Origin of the sequence: Prochlorococcus marinus str. MIT 0917, from assembly GCF_027359575.1 — a bacterium.
GTDB classification, from domain to species: Bacteria; Cyanobacteriota; Cyanobacteriia; order PCC-6307; family Cyanobiaceae; genus Prochlorococcus_B; species Prochlorococcus_B marinus_D.
On record NZ_CP114784.1, the window covers coordinates 153,988 to 172,141 of the forward strand.

General features: G+C 34.1%; 15 protein-coding genes. 12 read left to right on the top strand and 3 right to left on the bottom strand.

The window, feature by feature from the left end; genetic code table 11:
* Positions 1-8 precede the first annotated feature (8 nt).
* Both O5637_RS00835 and O5637_RS00840 read right to left on the bottom strand, forming a co-directional pair.
* Positions 9-1,247: a M16 family metallopeptidase gene (locus tag O5637_RS00835; protein ID WP_269605285.1), complete on the bottom strand. Its 1,239-nt coding sequence runs from the start codon at positions 1,245-1,247 to the stop codon at positions 9-11.
* Positions 1,244-2,482 (bottom strand): M16 family metallopeptidase, encoded by a 1,239-nt coding sequence (locus O5637_RS00840; RefSeq protein WP_269605287.1) that lies wholly within the window; start codon positions 2,480-2,482, stop codon positions 1,244-1,246. The genes O5637_RS00835 and O5637_RS00840 overlap by 4 nt, the downstream gene beginning before the upstream one ends.
* Before the next feature lie 411 nt (positions 2,483-2,893).
* Between O5637_RS00840 and O5637_RS00845 the strand changes: the two genes are divergently transcribed.
* From O5637_RS00845 to O5637_RS00895, 11 genes are all read left to right on the top strand, one after another.
* Positions 2,894-3,577, top strand: a complete 684-nt coding sequence (locus O5637_RS00845; protein WP_269606859.1) for a phycocyanobilin:ferredoxin oxidoreductase — start codon at positions 2,894-2,896, stop codon at positions 3,575-3,577.
* 2 nt (positions 3,578-3,579) lie between these two features.
* Positions 3,580-4,488, top strand: a complete 909-nt coding sequence (locus O5637_RS00850; protein WP_269605288.1) for an efflux RND transporter periplasmic adaptor subunit — start codon at positions 3,580-3,582, stop codon at positions 4,486-4,488.
* On the top strand, positions 4,488-5,663 hold the full coding sequence (gene devC / locus O5637_RS00855) for an ABC transporter permease DevC (protein ID WP_269605290.1): 1,176 nt from the start codon (positions 4,488-4,490) through the stop codon (positions 5,661-5,663). Before O5637_RS00850 ends, devC begins: the two co-directional genes overlap by 1 nt.
* Before the next feature lie 34 nt (positions 5,664-5,697).
* The gene (locus O5637_RS00860; protein ID WP_269605292.1) at positions 5,698-6,390 is read left to right on the top strand and encodes a DevA family ABC transporter ATP-binding protein; all 693 of its coding nucleotides are present in this window, start codon (positions 5,698-5,700) and stop codon (positions 6,388-6,390) included.
* A gap of 35 nt (positions 6,391-6,425) precedes the next feature.
* The gene (locus O5637_RS00865) at positions 6,426-6,581 is read left to right on the top strand and encodes a hypothetical protein (RefSeq protein ID WP_011293689.1); all 156 of its coding nucleotides are present in this window, start codon (positions 6,426-6,428) and stop codon (positions 6,579-6,581) included.
* A 91-nt stretch (positions 6,582-6,672) separates the two neighbouring features.
* Positions 6,673-7,602 carry a glycosyltransferase family 2 protein gene (locus tag O5637_RS00870; RefSeq protein ID WP_269605300.1) on the top strand — a complete coding sequence of 310 codons (930 nt, stop codon included), beginning with the start codon at positions 6,673-6,675 and terminating at the stop codon, positions 7,600-7,602.
* Between the two features lie 140 nt (positions 7,603-7,742).
* Entirely contained in the window at positions 7,743-8,435 is a 693-nt protein-coding gene (gene rpsB / locus O5637_RS00875) for a 30S ribosomal protein S2 (protein ID WP_011293691.1), read from the top strand.
* A gap of 57 nt (positions 8,436-8,492) precedes the next feature.
* Entirely contained in the window at positions 8,493-9,149 is a 657-nt protein-coding gene (gene tsf, locus O5637_RS00880; protein WP_269605302.1) for a translation elongation factor Ts, read from the top strand.
* Positions 9,150-9,151: 2 nt separating this feature from the next.
* A complete protein-coding gene (locus O5637_RS00885) occupies positions 9,152-10,351 on the top strand; it encodes an adenylate cyclase (RefSeq protein ID WP_269605303.1) in 1,200 nt (399 codons plus the stop codon).
* A complete protein-coding gene (gene recG / locus O5637_RS00890) occupies positions 10,324-12,864 on the top strand; it encodes an ATP-dependent DNA helicase RecG (RefSeq protein WP_269605305.1) in 2,541 nt (846 codons plus the stop codon). The genes O5637_RS00885 and recG overlap by 28 nt, the downstream gene beginning before the upstream one ends.
* Positions 12,865-12,964: 100 nt before the next feature.
* Positions 12,965-13,720 carry a M15 family metallopeptidase gene (locus tag O5637_RS00895; RefSeq protein WP_269606862.1) on the top strand — a complete coding sequence of 252 codons (756 nt, stop codon included), beginning with the start codon at positions 12,965-12,967 and terminating at the stop codon, positions 13,718-13,720.
* On the opposite strand, the gene O5637_RS00900 is transcribed toward O5637_RS00895, so the two are convergent.
* Positions 13,657-15,462: an NADPH-dependent assimilatory sulfite reductase hemoprotein subunit gene (locus tag O5637_RS00900; RefSeq protein ID WP_269606864.1), complete on the bottom strand. Its 1,806-nt coding sequence runs from the start codon at positions 15,460-15,462 to the stop codon at positions 13,657-13,659. The genes O5637_RS00895 and O5637_RS00900 overlap by 64 nt on opposite strands.
* A gap of 519 nt (positions 15,463-15,981) precedes the next feature.
* Between O5637_RS00900 and glyS the strand changes: the two genes are divergently transcribed.
* A complete protein-coding gene (gene glyS / locus O5637_RS00905; protein WP_269605306.1) occupies positions 15,982-18,144 on the top strand; it encodes a glycine--tRNA ligase subunit beta in 2,163 nt (720 codons plus the stop codon).
* The last annotated feature ends 10 nt before the right edge of the window (positions 18,145-18,154 follow it).

Here is an 18,154-nt window from a genome sequence, read left to right on the forward strand (position 1 = left end):
TACTTGAATTAGCTTTTCCAGTTTTTAATGATTTTCCTAATAACTTCTTTGTTACTACAAACGCTTAGCAATGGGTTCTTTAAATATTTATTAGCAGCATCCTTGATTTCTTTACTGGTTATACCTCCGAGTCTTAGAAGAATTTCCTTATCGTGATCCTTTGTTAGACCAATTCCTAGAATGTGAGCTTTGTGCTCCGCTCTTTGACTAATACTCTGTAAAGAATGTGCCATTTGACCACGAAATTTTATCTTTACAAGATCTAATTCTTCAGGAGAGATTTCAATATTAATAATTTTTTCCCAGCATTCTTTTAGTAATTGAAGAGTAAGTATTGCTTTCTCTTCAGTCGTAGAAGCGTGCATAATAAATGGTGTTTGATTTTCTCTGATAGGATGATAAACTCCTGCTTCATAAACCACTCCATACTTTTCTCTGAGAATCTTAAATAATAAACTTGACATTCCATAACCTAAGTAACATGATAATAATCTAAGCAAAATATCAGATTTACTATCATATCTAATTGTTGATTTACCAAGTAGCAAAATGACTTGTTTGGTATTTAATGAACGTATGCAAATATTAGTTTTCTGTTTATATTTTAGTTCGATTTTATTATACGATTTATTTTGATTATTAAGAATTTTACTAATACCCTTAAATGCAATTGAATTTTCTATATAACTTTCTATATTAATTGGAAACTTTCCTGAAATTACTAAGTTCTTCTTTCTATAAATTAATGAACTTGCAAATGGCATTATATGCTCTTTCTTGATTTTATTTATATCATCTATTGATCCCAGTGGATCATGTCCATATGGACCATCACCGTATACCATCTTTCTCCATCCATCAAAAGCGATTTGATATGTACTCTCTTTTTGTCTTTTAATGGCTTTTATCGTTAGATCTTTTTCTAATTCAATTTGATCTATTTGAAGTACAGGTTTTGTAATCATCCAACCAATTAAAGGAAGAAGTTTATAAGCATCACTTTCGACACATTTAAGACTTATTAGAAGACCATCTTCGTATGTATCACAGTTTAAATTTGCGCCAGAACTTTCTACAATTTCAGCAATTTGTCTATTATTGTATGGACCACAACCTCTAAGCATTGTTGCGCTTAAAAGTTGATGGATTCCTTTTCTATCTTTTGGATCATTTCTGCTACCTTCTTCTATCCAAAGTTTAGCGGACATTATATTTTTGCTATTAAGTTTGTCTAGGATTATGTTCATATTAATTTCTCAGGTTCGGCAATTAATGTAAATGCATTTTCTGGATTAAATAAAGGAAAAATTAATTCATTTAGACGTGATGTTGTCCAGTAAGAAATGTCATCTATTGATTTTAATATCGCTTGGTGTCGACCCCATAGAGCCTGATTCCCTAATGTTGAGGCAATTTGAGTACTCAACTCTAGACTAAAGTAAATATTATTTATAACTAATTTTTTTGCACGTTCCAAATCCTTATTAGTAACTAAATCTTTACTTAATTCTTTGAGAATGTTATTAATTTCAATTTCTGCAATTTTAAGATTTTCTTCGGAACAACTTACATCTAAAAGAATTAATCCACCCTTTTCAAGGATTTGTAAATCTATATCTATTGATTCAATAATACGTTTTTTTTCTCTTAATTCTTTAACAATAATACTACTTTTACCTTCGCATAAGATTGTGGCAGCTATTTCTGCTCCTAAAATTAAGATCTGCTCTTCTGCAGGTGGAAGTTCCCAGGCTTTCAATATTCTTACTCCTTCAAGTCTTGGAATAGTTTCTTTTTTATACCCTTTTTTAAAGTTAGCTTTGTATCTTATAGCTGTCTCTTTTGATATTGTTTTTAATTCCTTAAGTTTACTATTGTTGATTATTGAATAAATTTCGCTAGGCAAATCTCCTGCTACACATAGTGTACAATTTTTACCTACATAATGATTTTTGTGGAATAGTTTCATTTGTTTAGGATTTATACTTTTAACAGTATTTTTGTCACCAAGTATTGGTTTCGAGTATCTATGAGGTGTTAAACATTCCTTTAACAATTTCATATAAATAATTTCATCTGGCTGCTCAATATTTTGTGCAATTTCCTCTAAAACTACTTCTTTCTCCATTTCAAAGGCATCTTTTTCAATTCTAGGAAATAATAATAATTCTAATATTAACTTTAGTCCTTCTTCTGTTTTTTCTGGGGGTACTAGAACGTGATAGTGAACATCGTCTAGCCCAGTTGCTGCATTACTACTTCCACCGAGAGATTCAACTTTTAAATCGAATTCACCTTCTTTTAGGTTCTTACTACCTTTAAATATCATATGCTCTAAGAAATGTGCCATCCCTTCTTCATCTTTCATTTCATAAAGACTTCCTCCCTTGCACCAAAAGTCAATACAAGTCAGCGTTGATTGTTCTATATCCGCTACAACACATGTAGCACCATTAGGCAAGGACCAATGATTTACGTTCATTCTAAATATCTTAAAGCACCTTAAATCATTATCCTATATTAATATATGCTAATAAGATTTAGAAAATTAAAATAATTTGGTTTTAATTTTCTAAATTGTAAAAAATTGATTTTATATTTATATGATTTTTATATATATTTATTATTTCATATTTAAATTATCCTTATTTAGTAGATTTATTCGTGATATCTTATCGTTTTTCTAAATTCATCCTTTGAACCCTTTGCTCATATTCACTTGTATTTAAATAAAAAATTTGTTATTTAGTTCTTTTGAGCCTTAATAATTATATAATATTGTCTAAACATATCTATAAATAAACAGTTTCTATGAATCTATGTCAAACCCTTTTAGCTTGAGTTCTTTGTTTTGGAGTCAGTTTTTTGCACTCAAAGTAAATTGAATCCTCTTTTGCTTGAGGCGTTCGAACTTATCAAGAATAGAATCAATTCGTTGACTGATTTAGAACCTTTATACATTGACCCTAGGTTGAGCAAGATTTACAGCAACCTAAATAATGAGGAATTATTTATTATCAACGAGTTTTATCAATCAAAAGGATTTAGAAAAATTCATTTGGAAGTTGCAAAGCTTGGAAAGTCATTGCAAATTCTCCATTGTGTCTTTTTCCCTGACCCTTGCTATGAACTTCCCATATTTGGTGCGGATTTGGTTGTTAATTCAAATAATATTTCCGCCGCCATTGTTGATTTGTCACCTGTTGGGAAACATCTGCCTGATTTCCTGATTTCTCAAATGAGATCATTAAAAGTGCCCAAATTCAGTGAACCGGGCAAGCTGCCAGAATGGGGATTTATCTTTTCTCCGTATGTATGCTTTATTCGTCCAGTTGATTTTCTTGAAGAAAAACTATTTTTAGAATTAATTGATCAATATTTGTCACTACTATTGTCGTTATTAGTTAAGGTAGGAGAAGACGAAATTAATTCGTTGGATACAATGGATAGACTTAAGTATCAAAAACGATATTGCCTCAATCAAAAACGTAATGATAAAACCAGAGGTATTTTAACTAAATTTTTTGGTTCATCTTGGGCAGATGAATACATAAATAAAATCCTTTTTGAATGTTAGTTATGTTTAAATATTCATCATTAAAATTTTTATTTCTTTTAGGTATCTCACCTTTATGCGCTTTCTTAATTAGTGGATGTAATAATAAAGATTTAAAATTAAATCAACCCCTCAAGGAGATTGAAGTCGTTGATAGGCTCGAAGGCGTGGCTGCTTTGGGCCAATTAAATCCTCTTGGCGAAGTAAGAAAATTAGCTGCTCCAACTAGTGGAAAGGGTGGTACACCAAGATTGTCTAAATTATTAATTCAAGAAGGTGACTCTATTCTTAAGGACCAAATCTTAGCTGTTTTTGATAATCGTCCTAAACTTGAAGCTAATTTGAAATCTGCGAAAGCTAATTTGGATATATTAATGAGTGAAATTAGGATAAAAAAAAGGGAAATCAATAGATATCAAACTCTTGTTGATAAAGGAGCAGTAGCAGAAATTGTGTTAGACAAGATGAAAGACGATTTGTTTATTTCTGAGACCAAAATTTTAAAGCTTAAATCAGCTATTGATGCAATTAACGTTGATTTAAAACAAACACAATTAAAAAGTCCAATTGATGGGATTGTTCTGCAAATCTTAGTTCGTGAGGGAGAGAGACCTAATTCGTCTGGTGTAATTAATGTTGGCGCCAACCAATTAATGGAAGCGCTTATTGAAGTATATGAATCCGATATAGATAGAGTTCAAGTGGGTCAAGCTGTTAATTTAATTAGTGAAAATGGAGGATTTGATGGGTCTTTAAGTGGTCAAGTGAGTTTGATCAGCCCACAAGTCAGGCAAAGAAGAGTGCTTTCAACCGATCCAACTGGCGATGCTGATTCAAGGGTTGTTGAGGTTAGAGTTAAGCTTGATAATTCATCAGCGAAAAAGGTTTCTCACCTAACTGGAATGAAAGTCATTGCTCGTTTTCAGCCGTAGTGGAATTAAATAATTTTTTAAACAAAAGAAAAATACCTCTTGCTTGGCTTTTGCTGACAAGACAACCTTTACGAATATTGGTAGCTATTGCAGGAATATCATTTGCTGGAATCTTGATGTTTATGCAATTAGGTTTTAGAGATGGTTTGTTTGATGCAAGTGTTACTGTTCATAAGTTATTTGACGCAGATTTAGTATTAATTAGTCCCCGCTCAAAAAGTTCAATAAGTATGAGTGGGTTCCCTCGAAGAAGATTAGTTCAAGCAATGGCACATAAGGATGTTACTGGAATAACTGCGGTTAATTGGAATTTTCTGCTTTGGCGAAACCCTGAAAATTTATCAACAAGATCTATTCTTGCTTTAGGTTTTGAGCCAAATAAGCCATTGTTGATTGATTCTGATTTTGAGAGAAAGGCTAAAACTTTAAAAAACAAAGGAAGGGTTTTATTTGATGATCTTTCCAGAGATGAATTTGGACCTATATCTTCATGGTTTAAATCAGGACGTTTAGTTGAAACTGAAGTCGCAGGTAAAAGAGTTAGGGTTTCTGGAATAGTCAGTTTAGGTCCTTCCTTTGGTGCAGATGGGAATTTAATAACTAGCAGAGAGACATACTTAGAATTATCTCCGGGTAATCCCCAAGGAAGTATTGAAATTGGTTTGGTAAGGTTAGATAAGGGATCTGATATTGAAAAAGTTGTTCGCTCTTTGAATATAAGTTTGCCTAGTGATGTTAAGGTTATGTCTTTGAAATCATTTATAGATTTTGAAAAGAATTATTGGAAAAGTAGTACATCGATTGGATTTATTTTTACATTGGGTGCTGCAATGGGATTTATTGTTGGTTGTGTAATTGTTTATCAAATTCTCTATAGTGATGTTAGTGATCATTTGCCTGAATATGCAACCTTAATGGCTATGGGATATAACTTAAGAAGCCTTTTAGGAGTAGTAGCTAGAGAAGGATTTATTTTATCAATAATGGGATATATTCCTGCATATATTTCTGGACAAGCTTTGTATGCTTTGGTTAGATTATCAACTAAATTACCTGTTGAAATGAGTTTTAGTAGAGCATCTATTATATTTTGCTTGATACTTTTTATGTGTATGGGATCTGCATTAGCAGCCATGAAAAAATTGGCAGATGCGGATCCTGCTGAGATATTTTAATGAATGAATTTAATGTTTTAAATTTAAATAATTTATGAAAAATATAAACAGTAATATTTTAAATATTGCATCTTTGAATCATTGGTATGGGCAGGGAGAAATGAGAAGGCATGTTCTCCAGTCTATCTCAATGGAAATATCTCCAGGCGAGGTTGTTGTATTGACGGGACCATCAGGATGTGGAAAAACCACTCTTTTAACTTTGATTGGAGCTCTTCGTAAAGTTCAAGATGGTGACCTTGAAGTATTTGGTAAACAACTTTTTGGAGCCAGCCGAAAAACTAGACAGAATCTTAGAAAAAATATTGGAATGATTTTTCAGGGGCATAATCTTTTGAGATGTCTTACCGCTGAACAAAATGTCCAAATGGGTGCTGACCTTTTAAATGGATTTTCATACAAGGCTAGAAGGGCTCAGTCTAGAGAATGGCTTAGAGCTGTTGGATTAGAAGACCACTTATCTAAGCTTCCGCATGATTTATCAGGTGGGCAAAAACAGAGAGTTGCCATTGCTAGAGCTCTTGCCGCTAGACCAAAATTACTATTAGCGGATGAACCAACATCTGCATTAGATAGTTCAACTGGTAGAGAAATTGTTGATTTGTTAAAAAAACTAGCTTTAGAACAATCCTCTTCAGTGTTGATGGTTACTCATGATCCGAGAATATTGGATGTAGCAGATCGTCTCTTGCGAATGGAAGATGGTCAAATATTGCCCTCTGTTTAGTAAATTAGTTATATATAAATTCGAAGGAACTTAGTATGTCCAAAAGACGAAATCTTAAGAAAGAGAAGCAAGAGAGAAACCGAGCTTATGCCAGGAAATTTAAGAAACGTAAGCTTCGCAATGATGGTAGAGGAGAAGGTGCAGGCAATGGAGTTACAGGAACTGCAAACAATGGTGGAGCTGCAGATTAATAAATCGATTTTCAATTTGAAAAATATTTTTTTTAAAATCTTTAATTTAAAGTTTTTGAAGAAAAGAATTTGATTTTTTTTTTGATATAGGATGTTAATTAGCGTTGTTATACCGACTTACAACAGACTTTCGATACTAAGAAAGTGTCTATATGCATTAGAAAATCAAATTTTGAATGTTGAAATTCATAATTTTGAAATTGTATTAGTCGATGACGGTTCAACAGATGGGACAGTTGAGTGGCTAAGAAATAATATTGAGACTTTTCCTCATTTAAGGCTTTTTGAACAATCCCATGGAGGCCCTGCTCTTGGAAGAAATCTTGGTGTGGAAAAGTCGGAAGGTGAATTAATTGTTTTTATAGATAGTGATCTAGTTGTTGACAGATATTTCCTTATGAACCATATTAATACCTTGTTCAGAGCCTGGGAAAAACTTGGTAATAGAAAATGTTTTACCTATGGATCAGTCATAAATACTTCTAATTTTAATAATCCAAATTCTGAACATTTTAAACTTCAAGACTTGTCTTGGGCTTACTTCGCCACTGGAAATGTTGCTATTGATAAAAAGGTTTTAGAAATATCAGGCCTTTTTGACACATCTTTTCGGCTATATGGTTGGGAAGATTTGGAATTAGGAGAAAGACTAAGAAATATGGGAGTTAAACTTATCAAATGTCCAAAAGCTATTGGATACCATTGGCATCCTGCTTTAGCTCTTGATCAAATTCCTCAGTTAATTCGAACTGAAAAAGAGAGAGCAAAGATGGGATTAGTCTTTTATCGTAAGCACCCAAGCTTGAGGGTTAAATTTATAATTCAATACACTTTATTTCATCGTTGTCTTTGGGAATTTTTAACTTTTGGTGGACTTATTAATACGAAGACTCTAAGACCTCTTTTGGCTTTTCTAATTAAGAATGGTCAATCTGGCTTGGCTATGGAATTGTTAAGACTTCCTCTTAATTTGATTGGAGTGAGGCAAATTTTTAGAGAAGCATCATTAATTGGACTCTGATGCGCCATGGTTTGTTAAATTAGTATCGCAATTTAAAACCGCACACCTGACTGTTTCGGGTGATAAATAAATAATGATTGTTTAATCATTATTTAAGTTATCCCTGTTGGGTGGAGGCGAACCCGGAACCCACAAAAAACATGGCTGTAGTTTCTCTCTCAGAGATGATGGAAGCTGGTGCTCACTTTGGGCATCAGACAAGAAGATGGAATCCCAAGATGTCCCGTTACATCTATTCTGCTCGTAATGGTGTTCATATTATTGATCTGGTAAAAACGGCTGTTTGCATGAACAGCGCCTATAAGTGGACAAGAGGAGCTGCAAGAAGCGGTAAAAGATTCCTTTTTGTAGGGACTAAAAAACAAGCTTCAGAAGTGGTTGCTCAAGAAGCTATTAGGTGCGGAGCTTCTTATGTCAATCAAAGATGGTTAGGAGGTATGCTTACAAATTGGACAACTATGAAAGCAAGAATTGATAGGCTAAAAGATCTTGAAAGAATGGAATCGAGTGGTGCTATCGCAATGCGCCCCAAAAAGGAAGGAGCCGTATTACGTAGAGAATTAGAACGATTGCAAAAATATCTAGGTGGACTTAAAGGAATGAGACGTCTGCCTGATGTTGTTGTTTTAGTTGATCAAAGGCGAGAAACAAATGCTGTTTTAGAGGCCAGGAAACTTGATATCCCATTGGTTTCAATGCTTGATACTAATTGTGACCCAGATCTTTGCGAGATTCCAATACCATGTAATGATGATGCTGTTCGGTCTGTTCAACTAGTTTTGGGGAGATTAGCTGATGCTATTAATGAGGGAAGACATGGCCCCAATGAGTAGTTAGCATATTTATTTAATAAATTCTTACTTACCTTTTTCTCACTACCCTTAAATAAAATGGTGGACGTAACAGCTAAACTCGTTAAAGAACTGCGAGATAAAACATCCGCAGGAATGATGGATTGTAAAAAAGCCCTTATCGAAAATAAGGGTGATATGGATAAGTCTATTGAGTGGTTAAGACAAAAAGGCATTGCAAGTGCTGAAAAGAAATCAGGTAGAGTTGCCGCTGAGGGCGCTGTAGGTAGTTACATTCATACAGGTTCTCGTGTAGGTGTTCTTCTAGAGTTGAACTGCGAGACTGATTTTGTTGCTAGAGGTGATTTATTTCAAGGCCTTTTGAGAGACTTATCTATGCAAGTAGCCGCTTGTCCAGGTGTTGAATATGTAAGTGTTGATCAAATTCCAGAATCAATTGCCAACAAAGAGAAAGAAATAGAGATGGGAAGAGATGACCTTTCTGGTAAGCCTGATCAAATAAAAGCTAAAATCGTTGAAGGAAGAATAGGAAAGAGATTAAAAGAAATGGCTCTCCTAGAACAGCCTTTTATAAAAGATAGTTCAATAAATGTTGAAGAGTTGGTAAAACAAGTTGCTGGAAAAACTGGAGAAAATATAAGAGTTCGACGATTTACTAGATATATACTTGGTGAAGGCATTGAGGTTAAAGGACCTGACTTTGCAGAAGAGGTCGCATCTATGACTTCAGGTTGACCTTGTCTAAAAAAAAGCATTTATTTGACTCTAATTTTGATCCTTTAGATCAAATAAATTTACTTAAGGACAAATGTAATAATATATCTCCTATGTTATATAGGGTAAATTCTTTTTATCTAGAGGAACTAAGAAACTTACTTCCTCAAACTATAAAAACTTCATTATTCTCTCTCATTACAGATAGACTTGGAGATGATTTTGGCTTCTCAACATATAGCTCAAGAAAAATATTCCAGTTGAAAATTGATAAATTAGTTTCAGATAATATGTCATTAATAACAATTGAACATTTAAATGAATTGGCTAATAAAATTGATGAAGAGAATATTCGTCATTTAAATAATGCTAAAGATGGAATGTTGCATACACTAAATAAGAAAAAAGATTCTGATAAATCAGAATCTTTTAGCAGTGCTAACTCTATTAATATTAGTTCCATTCCTCCATTAGATAACTTATCAATTACTGAAGGATGGAATGGAGAATTAAAAGCTCCATATTCATTAGATGACAAAGAACCTTATCTAAACAGTAAAATATCAGAAAAAGACGATTTAATTAAAAATTCAAATAATGAATATCATTCATTAAAAGATGATATTAATAATTCCGATACTTTAAATTTGAGAAGTAAAGATATTGAAATTTTACAGTCAATATTTGCCTTGACTGATGAATCTAATACAAGTCAAATAGATTCAAAAACAGATGATTCATCTTATGATCCTAACTCTACTGGAGATGTGAAAAGCAATCGCTTTTTACCACAATCACCTATTGGATTATATGAATGGATGATTTCTATAGATACAGCTTTGGTTCGAAGATTGCGTGACCTTTCACATTCCATCAATACTGAGCTTTTAAAATCTGGCTTGTTAAATACGCTTGTACCAATTAATGTTTTAGATGCTGCATTGTCAGGCCAATTAATTTCTTCTAAATCCATATCCAATATTCTTACTTTTAAATTACCAACGAATAATCCATTAGCTTCTGGAGGATTAGACATTGATTGCTTGTTAATTACACCTTCGGATATGGAATTTGATAATCCAAGACTTAGAAAAAATAGAACTAATATTAAACATTATCAAAATGTACTCTTAGGTATGATTAAACAACAACGTTACTGGCAAGGTCGCTCCGTAGCAGATGAGGTTAATAAAGAATGGTGGAAGGATACAACCAAAATATAAGCAGCACTGAGTTTACATCTACTCCTGATAGCAAATCGAGTGAACTAGTATCTTGGATTCGATCTTTACAACAAGCTTTAACAGTTGAAGTTGATCGTGGGTTTATTAATATTCAAGGAAGAACAAACAAATTTTCTTATTTTGTAAGTGGATATTTATTAAGCTGCCCTTCCACAGCTGTTAATCAAAGTCATCTTTCTAAATTAAAGGAATTAGCTTCAGATTATGAAAGATATTCAACTATGTCTACAGATGATAGGCGTAGAATAGTTGTTCAGACAAGACAGACTCTTCATAATCTATATAAAGAGCAAGAAGGTGCAAAGCATATAGAAGTAAATAAAATTAAGATAAAAACGTCGCATGACTCATCTGCTTATAGGAGAGGTTCATCGATAAATTCATTAAGTTTAGGAAGCTCTATTTCGGCTATTAAAGGGGTAGGAGCAAAACAAGCTGAGAGATTGTCTTCATTGGGTCTAATCTTAATTCGGGATCTCATAAATTATTTTCCTCGTGATTATGTTGATTACACTTCACTGAAAACCATTAATAAAAGTCAAGTTGGCCAGAATGTAACTATCGTCGCAAAAGTTAGACGTTGTAGTTCATTTAAAAGTCCTAAAAACCCAAATCTTTCAATTCTTGAGTTGTTTATAAAAGATAAGACGGGAGGAATGAAAGTTACTAAATTTTTTGCTGGTCGTCGTAATAGTAGTATTGCTTATGTAAAATCTCAGCAAAATTTGTACGCTGTTGGCGCGACTGTTGCGGTAAGCGGGCTAGTTAAGGAAAGTAGATATGGTAAGTCATTAAATGATCCTTTAATAGAAATCATAGATAGTCATAATGGTTATTTGAAATCTAAATTAATTGGTCAGATATTTCCTGTTTATTCTCTAACTGAAGGAATTACTGCTGATAAATTCAGGGATCTAGTACAATCCATTCTTTTTTTGACATCTGAAATAAAGGAGCCACTCCCTAAAGATACATTAAAAAGACTAGACTTACCTACGAAGAAAGAAGCTTTTTTTTATATTCATAATCCTGAAAATTCTAGGACTTTAGCTAAAGCAAAAAGAAGAATTGTGTTCGAAGAGTTTTTATTGTTGCAGGTTAGTCTTCTTTTAAGACGAGAATTACATAAGAAATGTAATTCTCCTCAATTAAGTATTGAGCTAAGTAGTAATAGCCTAGTTAAGAAATTTTTGAGTATTCTTCCTTTCTCTCTCACCGATGCTCAAAAAAGGGTTTTAAAGGAAATTGAAGCAGATATAGTTAAATCTGAACCAATGTCTCGACTCTTGCAAGGGGATGTTGGGAGTGGAAAAACTGTTATCGCTATTTCAGCACTTCTGACTGCAGTACAATCAGGATGGCAGGCTGCTTTTATGGCACCAACTGAGGTACTTGCTTCACAACACTATCAAACATTAAGTAAATGGATACCTGAACTTGGAATAAATACTGATCTATTAACTGGTTCTACCCCTAAGTCTCGTCGTAAAGAAATTCTTACTGATTTAGTCAATGGATCTACAAAAATTCTTGTAGGAACTCATGCATTATTTGAAGACCCAGTTGTATTTGATCGACTTGGTCTTGTTGTTGTAGATGAACAACATCGCTTTGGCGTTAAGCAGAGGAATAAGCTTTTGAACAAAGGCTTGCAACCTCATTTGCTGACAATGACTGCTACACCCATTCCTAGAACCTTGGCACTTACTCTGCATGGTGATCTCGATGTTAGTCAATTAGATGAACTTCCCCCTGGTCGAACTCCTATCAATACTCAGCTGATATCACCTAAAGAAAAAGAGTTTGCCTATGATTTAATAAGGAGTGAAATCAATAAAGGACATCAAATTTATGTTGTTCTACCTTTAATCGAAGAGTCCGAAAAACTTGAACTCAGCTCAGCTGTTGACGTACATCATCAATTGTCTACTGATGTTTTTTCAGATTTTACTGTTGAATTACTACATGGGAAAATGAAAAGTGTGGAAAAGCAAGAGGTCATTCGTAATTTTCTTAACAAAAAAAGTGACATTTTAGTTTCCACGACGGTTATAGAAGTAGGTGTTGATGTTCCCAATGCCAGTGTAATGCTAATAGAAGATTCTGATCGTTTTGGACTTGCTCAATTGCATCAATTAAGGGGACGTGTTGGGAGGGGAGCATCGAAGTCATACTGTCTCTTGAGCCATCAAAATAAAAACAAATCATCTCGGCAAAGATTGGAAGTTTTGGTTAATTCCAATGATGGATTTGAAATTTCTGAAATTGACTTGCGGTTTCGTGGACCAGGACAAGTCTTAGGTACCAAACAATCAGGGTTGCCTGATTTCGCGTTAGCATCATTAGCTAATGATGCTGATGTTCTTGAACTTGCGCGGAATGAGGCTCGAAATATTTTAGATTCAGATCCTAGTCTTACAAATAACTTTATGCTTCGTTCGCTTATAAAAGAACAGTGGGAAAAACTGAAGATTGGTAATAAATTAAATTAACTTTTTGAAAAGTTTCTGCTATTGAACACTTTTGTTTTTTGGGTAGAATTAAAAAAATTTTTTAAGCGAAAAACTTTTAATACTTATATTCTTACAAATGATAAAGTTGAGGCCTTGGAATAATATCAAAATAAATGACTGTAATGAGCCTTTAATTTCTATTCCACAATCTATATTTCGTTTAACACCTCATCCTTATATGTCGTTAGGTGCTCCATATTTAACTGGAGCTGATCCATGGGTTTTACGTAGAGGTGTTTTAAAACGATTAATACGTGCTCAAAAAAAACTTTCCGAAATTAATCCCAAATTGCAATTGGCTTTGTTTGATGCTTGGAGACCTATCTCTGTCCAAAAATTTATGTTTAATTACACTATTCAAGAAACTTGTAAGTCGAAGGGAGTTGATATTAATGATCTTTCAGTCAATGGAGGTATCAATGATGTAATTGAGGAGGTTGGCCGTTTCTGGGCAAAACCATCTTCTGATCCTCTTATGCCGCCTCCGCACAGTACTGGTGCAGCTATTGATTTGACACTTGCTGATATAACTGGTAAGGCATTAGATCTTGGTGGGGAAATAGATTTTATTGGACCTGAATCTAGTCCTGACTTTTATAAGAAAGACTCTTTTATGATGCCTGATTCAAAATATCACGTTTTTCAGGATAGAAGATCTCTATTGTTTTCAGTTATGGAACAGGCTGGTTTTGTTCAACACCCAAACGAATGGTGGCATTTTAGCTATGGAGATCAATTATGGTCTTGGTTAACGAAGAAAGGTAATGCTATTTATGGGGGTGCATTTGAGGTGAGTAAAGACATTACACTTTCAGAGCCAAGTTTAGTCACATGATCTCCAAGACTAGATGATGTTCCAGTATCTTTCCAGCTAAGGAATAAAGGTTCTAATGTCTTCTCTAATTCATTGATAGGCATCTTTTGTAGATATGGAGTTGCCAATCTTTGTAAATTAGTGCTACCACCCAGCCATAGTTGGTATTGATTTAGACCACTACCAACAAGAGCTAACTCTGCCATATATGGGCGAGCACATCCGTTTGGACATCCTGTAACTCTGACTAATATTGATTTATTAATATCTAGGGATTTTAACTGATTGTTTATTCGTTCCAATAGCTCTGGCAAAAATCTCTCTGCTTCTGTCATTGCAAGTCCACATAATGGAAGAGCTGGGCAAGCCATAGCATGTCTGGCTAATGGTTCTGGACTCTCTGGGTCTGAAAAACCTATGTCATCTAGAGCATTCTTTACGCTGGTTTTTTGATAATTACCAATATTACACAAAAGTAAATCTTGGTTGGGAGTTAAACGTATATCCAATGCGAATTTTTCAACTATATTTCTTAGCCCTTTCTTTACATTACCAGTAAGCCTACCAGATAATAGTGGTATCCCAACAAACCACAGTTTCTCTGACTGTTGATGCCAGCCTAAATAATCTTCAAGTATTGCATCCCCTTCGTTTCTTAAGGTCCCAATTCGTTTCCTAAAATATTTCGTTGTTAGCTGTTTCTTAAACCAATCAACACCCATGTCATGCAAAACATATTTAAGTCTTGAGTGCCTTCTGGTTTTTCTATCTCCATAATCTCTTTGAAGAGCGAGAATAGATTGAACAAGCTCTAATATGTATTTTCCTTCTACAAAACCAATGGGATCTGCTATCCTCGCGAATGTCGTATCTAAGTTGTGCGTTCTACCCATACCTCCTCCTACGTAGACATTACACCCTTCTATAGTTCCTTTTGCATTAGTGAACGTCACTAGTCCTATGTCATGAGTAAGAATATCAACAGAATTATCACCTGGTACTGTAGTTGCACATTTGAATTTTCTTGGTAAGTAGGTTGCACCATATAAAGGTTCATTTTTGTCCCCACTAAAAACACCTGGATTTTGTTGAAGCTTTCTGGTCCTTTTGACTTCAGAGGTTGGCTTGATGGCATATTTTATTTCGCCATCAACCCATAAATCAATGTAGGTTTTCTCAGCTTTCTGGGGCGATAAAGCATCGGCAATATCATTAGCTAATTTTCTCGCAGCAGGATAAGATCCTTTTTCGTAAGGTGCCGCTGGAGCCATTACATTCCTGTTGACGTCTCCACAAGCCGCAAGAGTCGATCCCATTGACCTCACAATTGTTCCTATTACTTCTTTTATATTTCCTTTTTTTATTCCATGCATTTGGAAGCATTGACGAGTAGTTGCTCTAAGTGTTTTATTCCCTAGTCGATCAGAGAGATCATCTAATGCTACAAATAGGGGCCCAGGAACCAAACCAGCTGGATTTCTTAGCCTCAGCATCATTTGCCAATCTTTACCTGTGCCGCCTCTTTTTCTATGTTCCCGATCATCTTGTTGATAGCTACCATGGAATTTTAAAAGCTGTACTGCGTCGTTCGTAAAGTGATCGCTGTCGTTTATTAATTCGCTTTGTAAGGGTTCATTTAAGTAATTACTATCAGCTTTAAATTGTTCAAATTTCGCTCTAGGGGAATTATTAGCTATGCATGGCGAAGGGACAGTCTTTTCTATATCTTCAGCACTTGTACTTACATTGTCCTCGAAATTCATCAGAGCTTCAATAGCTGCATTACTGAATCCAGCATCTTTTAAGTCTTTTTTTATGTTTTTTGGTGATTCTTTCGAATTATTATTTTTTATAGACTCCAGTTTTATTCCCTTAGGTAAGGATTTGTTGATTTGCTTGGCTTCTTCTTCCCTGAGCTTTTCATTGAATTTTTGTTGAATAGCTATTTCTGCCGAGCTTATATTCTCTTCTGCTTCTTCTTTAGTGTTACCTATTTTTTTTACTACATCACACGTTCCAAAAGCATCCCTTAATTTACCCCTCGGTACTGCAACCCTGAGGTAAAAACCTGATCTTCCTGGTATTTGTATAATCTTAGGCAATGGTACCTACAACGGTACCTACACTGTATCATTTTTCGTGTTGGTTAGTGCCTATTTGTTCAAATAAAACCATGCGTAAAAAAAGATCTATTAATTGAATATTAAATATTTTCTAGGACACAGAATGTAGAAGTAATTCAAATTTAGATCTAATCTTGTTACGAACATAAGGAAATTTTTTTGTCTACTTACCTCTTAGAAATCGGCACTGAGGAACTACCAGCTGATTTGGCTGAATCTGTTATTGCCCAGCTTGATTTAAATGTAACTAACGACTTGAATTCTTCTCAAATAAAATTTAGTGAAATAAGAGTTACTACTACTCCTAGAAGAATTGCATTAACGATTGAAGGGATTTCTCTATATTCTGAAGATAATATTTCAGAACGCAAAGGTCCCCCTGTCTCTCAAGCTTTTCATGATGGCAAACCTACAAAAGCTGCAATTGGTTTTGCTAGAAGATATGATCTTTCTCCTGAAAAATTAGAAATTAGAGAAACTCCAAAGGGAGTATTTGTTTTTGCGAAATTAATTGAGAAAGGCAAGCCCGTTAAGACTTTATTGGCTGATTATTTACCTGGATGGATCAGCAAGCTTCAAGGAAGAAGGTTTATGAGATGGGGAAAAGGTGATTTTCGCTTTTCGAGACCAATCCGTTGGATTGTTTCTTTGATTGATTCAGAAGTTTTACCTTTTAGAATTCCAGGGTGCGATCCAGAAATTCAAATTGGTAAAATTTCTAGACCACATAGATTGCATGGCTCAACATTAGAAATAAAAAATGCAAAAACTTATTTTAATCAGTTGCAGGATGTCGGAGTAACAGTTGACAGAAATAGACGCCTTGCAAATATCAAAGATTTAGTTCTTAATCATGAAACAAATAAAAAAGTTAAGCCTGATCTGACTGAACCCCTTTTAAATGAACTTACTGATTTAGTTGAGTCTCCTTTACTTGTGAATGGGAGTTTTGATGAATCTTTTCTCGAATTACCCCCTGAGGTTTTGTCCACAGTGATGAAGGTTCATCAAAGGTACATACCTTTATATAAAGAAAATGTTGACTTTGATCCATTATCGCTTGACTCAAGAAATATTTTACTTCCTAGTTTTTTGTGCATTAGTAATGGCTTATCTTCAGCAAAAGAAAATATTATTTTAGGTAATGAAAAAGTATTAAAGGCAAGGTTTTCTGATGCTTCATTTTTTATAAAGTCAGATTTATTAATTGATAGTTCTGCACGTATTAATAAATTAAATGATGTGACTTTTTCTGAAGGATTAGGTTCTTTATATGAGCGTGTAACCCGAATTGAATGGCTTGTTAAATTATTGACATCAAAACTTAAATTTGATCAAGAGGATATTGAGAAGTCTGTGAAAGTTGCACATTTTTCTAAACATGATTTAGTTAGTAACATGGTTGGTGAGTTTCCAGAATTACAAGGAATAATTGGATCTAAATATTTACTTCATGAGGGTGAATCAAGAGATGTATGCCTTGGTGTTTTGGAACATTACAAACCCAAAGGATCTGCAGACGCTCTCCCCTCAAACAATCTTGGCAATGCGGTTTCATTAGCTGAACGTTTTGAATTACTTTTCAGTATCTATGCCAAGGGAGAAAGACCTTCTGGCTCATCTGATCCATATGCTTTGCGAAGGGCTGCTAATGGAATTTTGTTGATTTTATGGAATAAAGATTGGCAATTAAATATCAATGAAATACAAAATGATGCACTAATTTTTTGGCAGCAACTTTTTCCTTCTCTTCCTTTTGAAATAAATAGTCTTTCCAACGATTTAAAGGAATTCTTTCGTCAAAGGATCATTAGTTTATTAGAGGAGAAAGATATCGACCTTGATATTATTCAGGCAATTGCAGGAGATACAACTCCAACATCAAATTTGTTAGATGATCCAACTGACGTTTATTTTCGCACTACATTATTAATGGAAATGAGGAAAAATAATACACTTAATTTGTTGCAAGCTGTTGTGACTAGAGCCTCTAAGTTGGTGTCTAAAAGTTCTCTCCCCAAAGATGTGATAGATCCTTCAGGTTTTGTAGATAAATCACTATTTGAGAAGGTTTGTGAAATCGAAATGTTTAATGTTTTGGAGAAATTAAAACCTCTAGCGGTCAATAGTGATCGTGTTAAATATAAATTGTTAGCTGATGGTCTAGTTTCAAGTGCTGAAACTCTAGCCAACTTTTTTGATGGAGAAGGAAGTGTAATGGTTATGACAGATGATATTAATATAAGAAATAACAGACTAAAACTATTGACAATACTTAAGAATCAGTCATTGAAGCTTGCTGATTTCAGCAAGCTTAGTTAATTATTTTAGT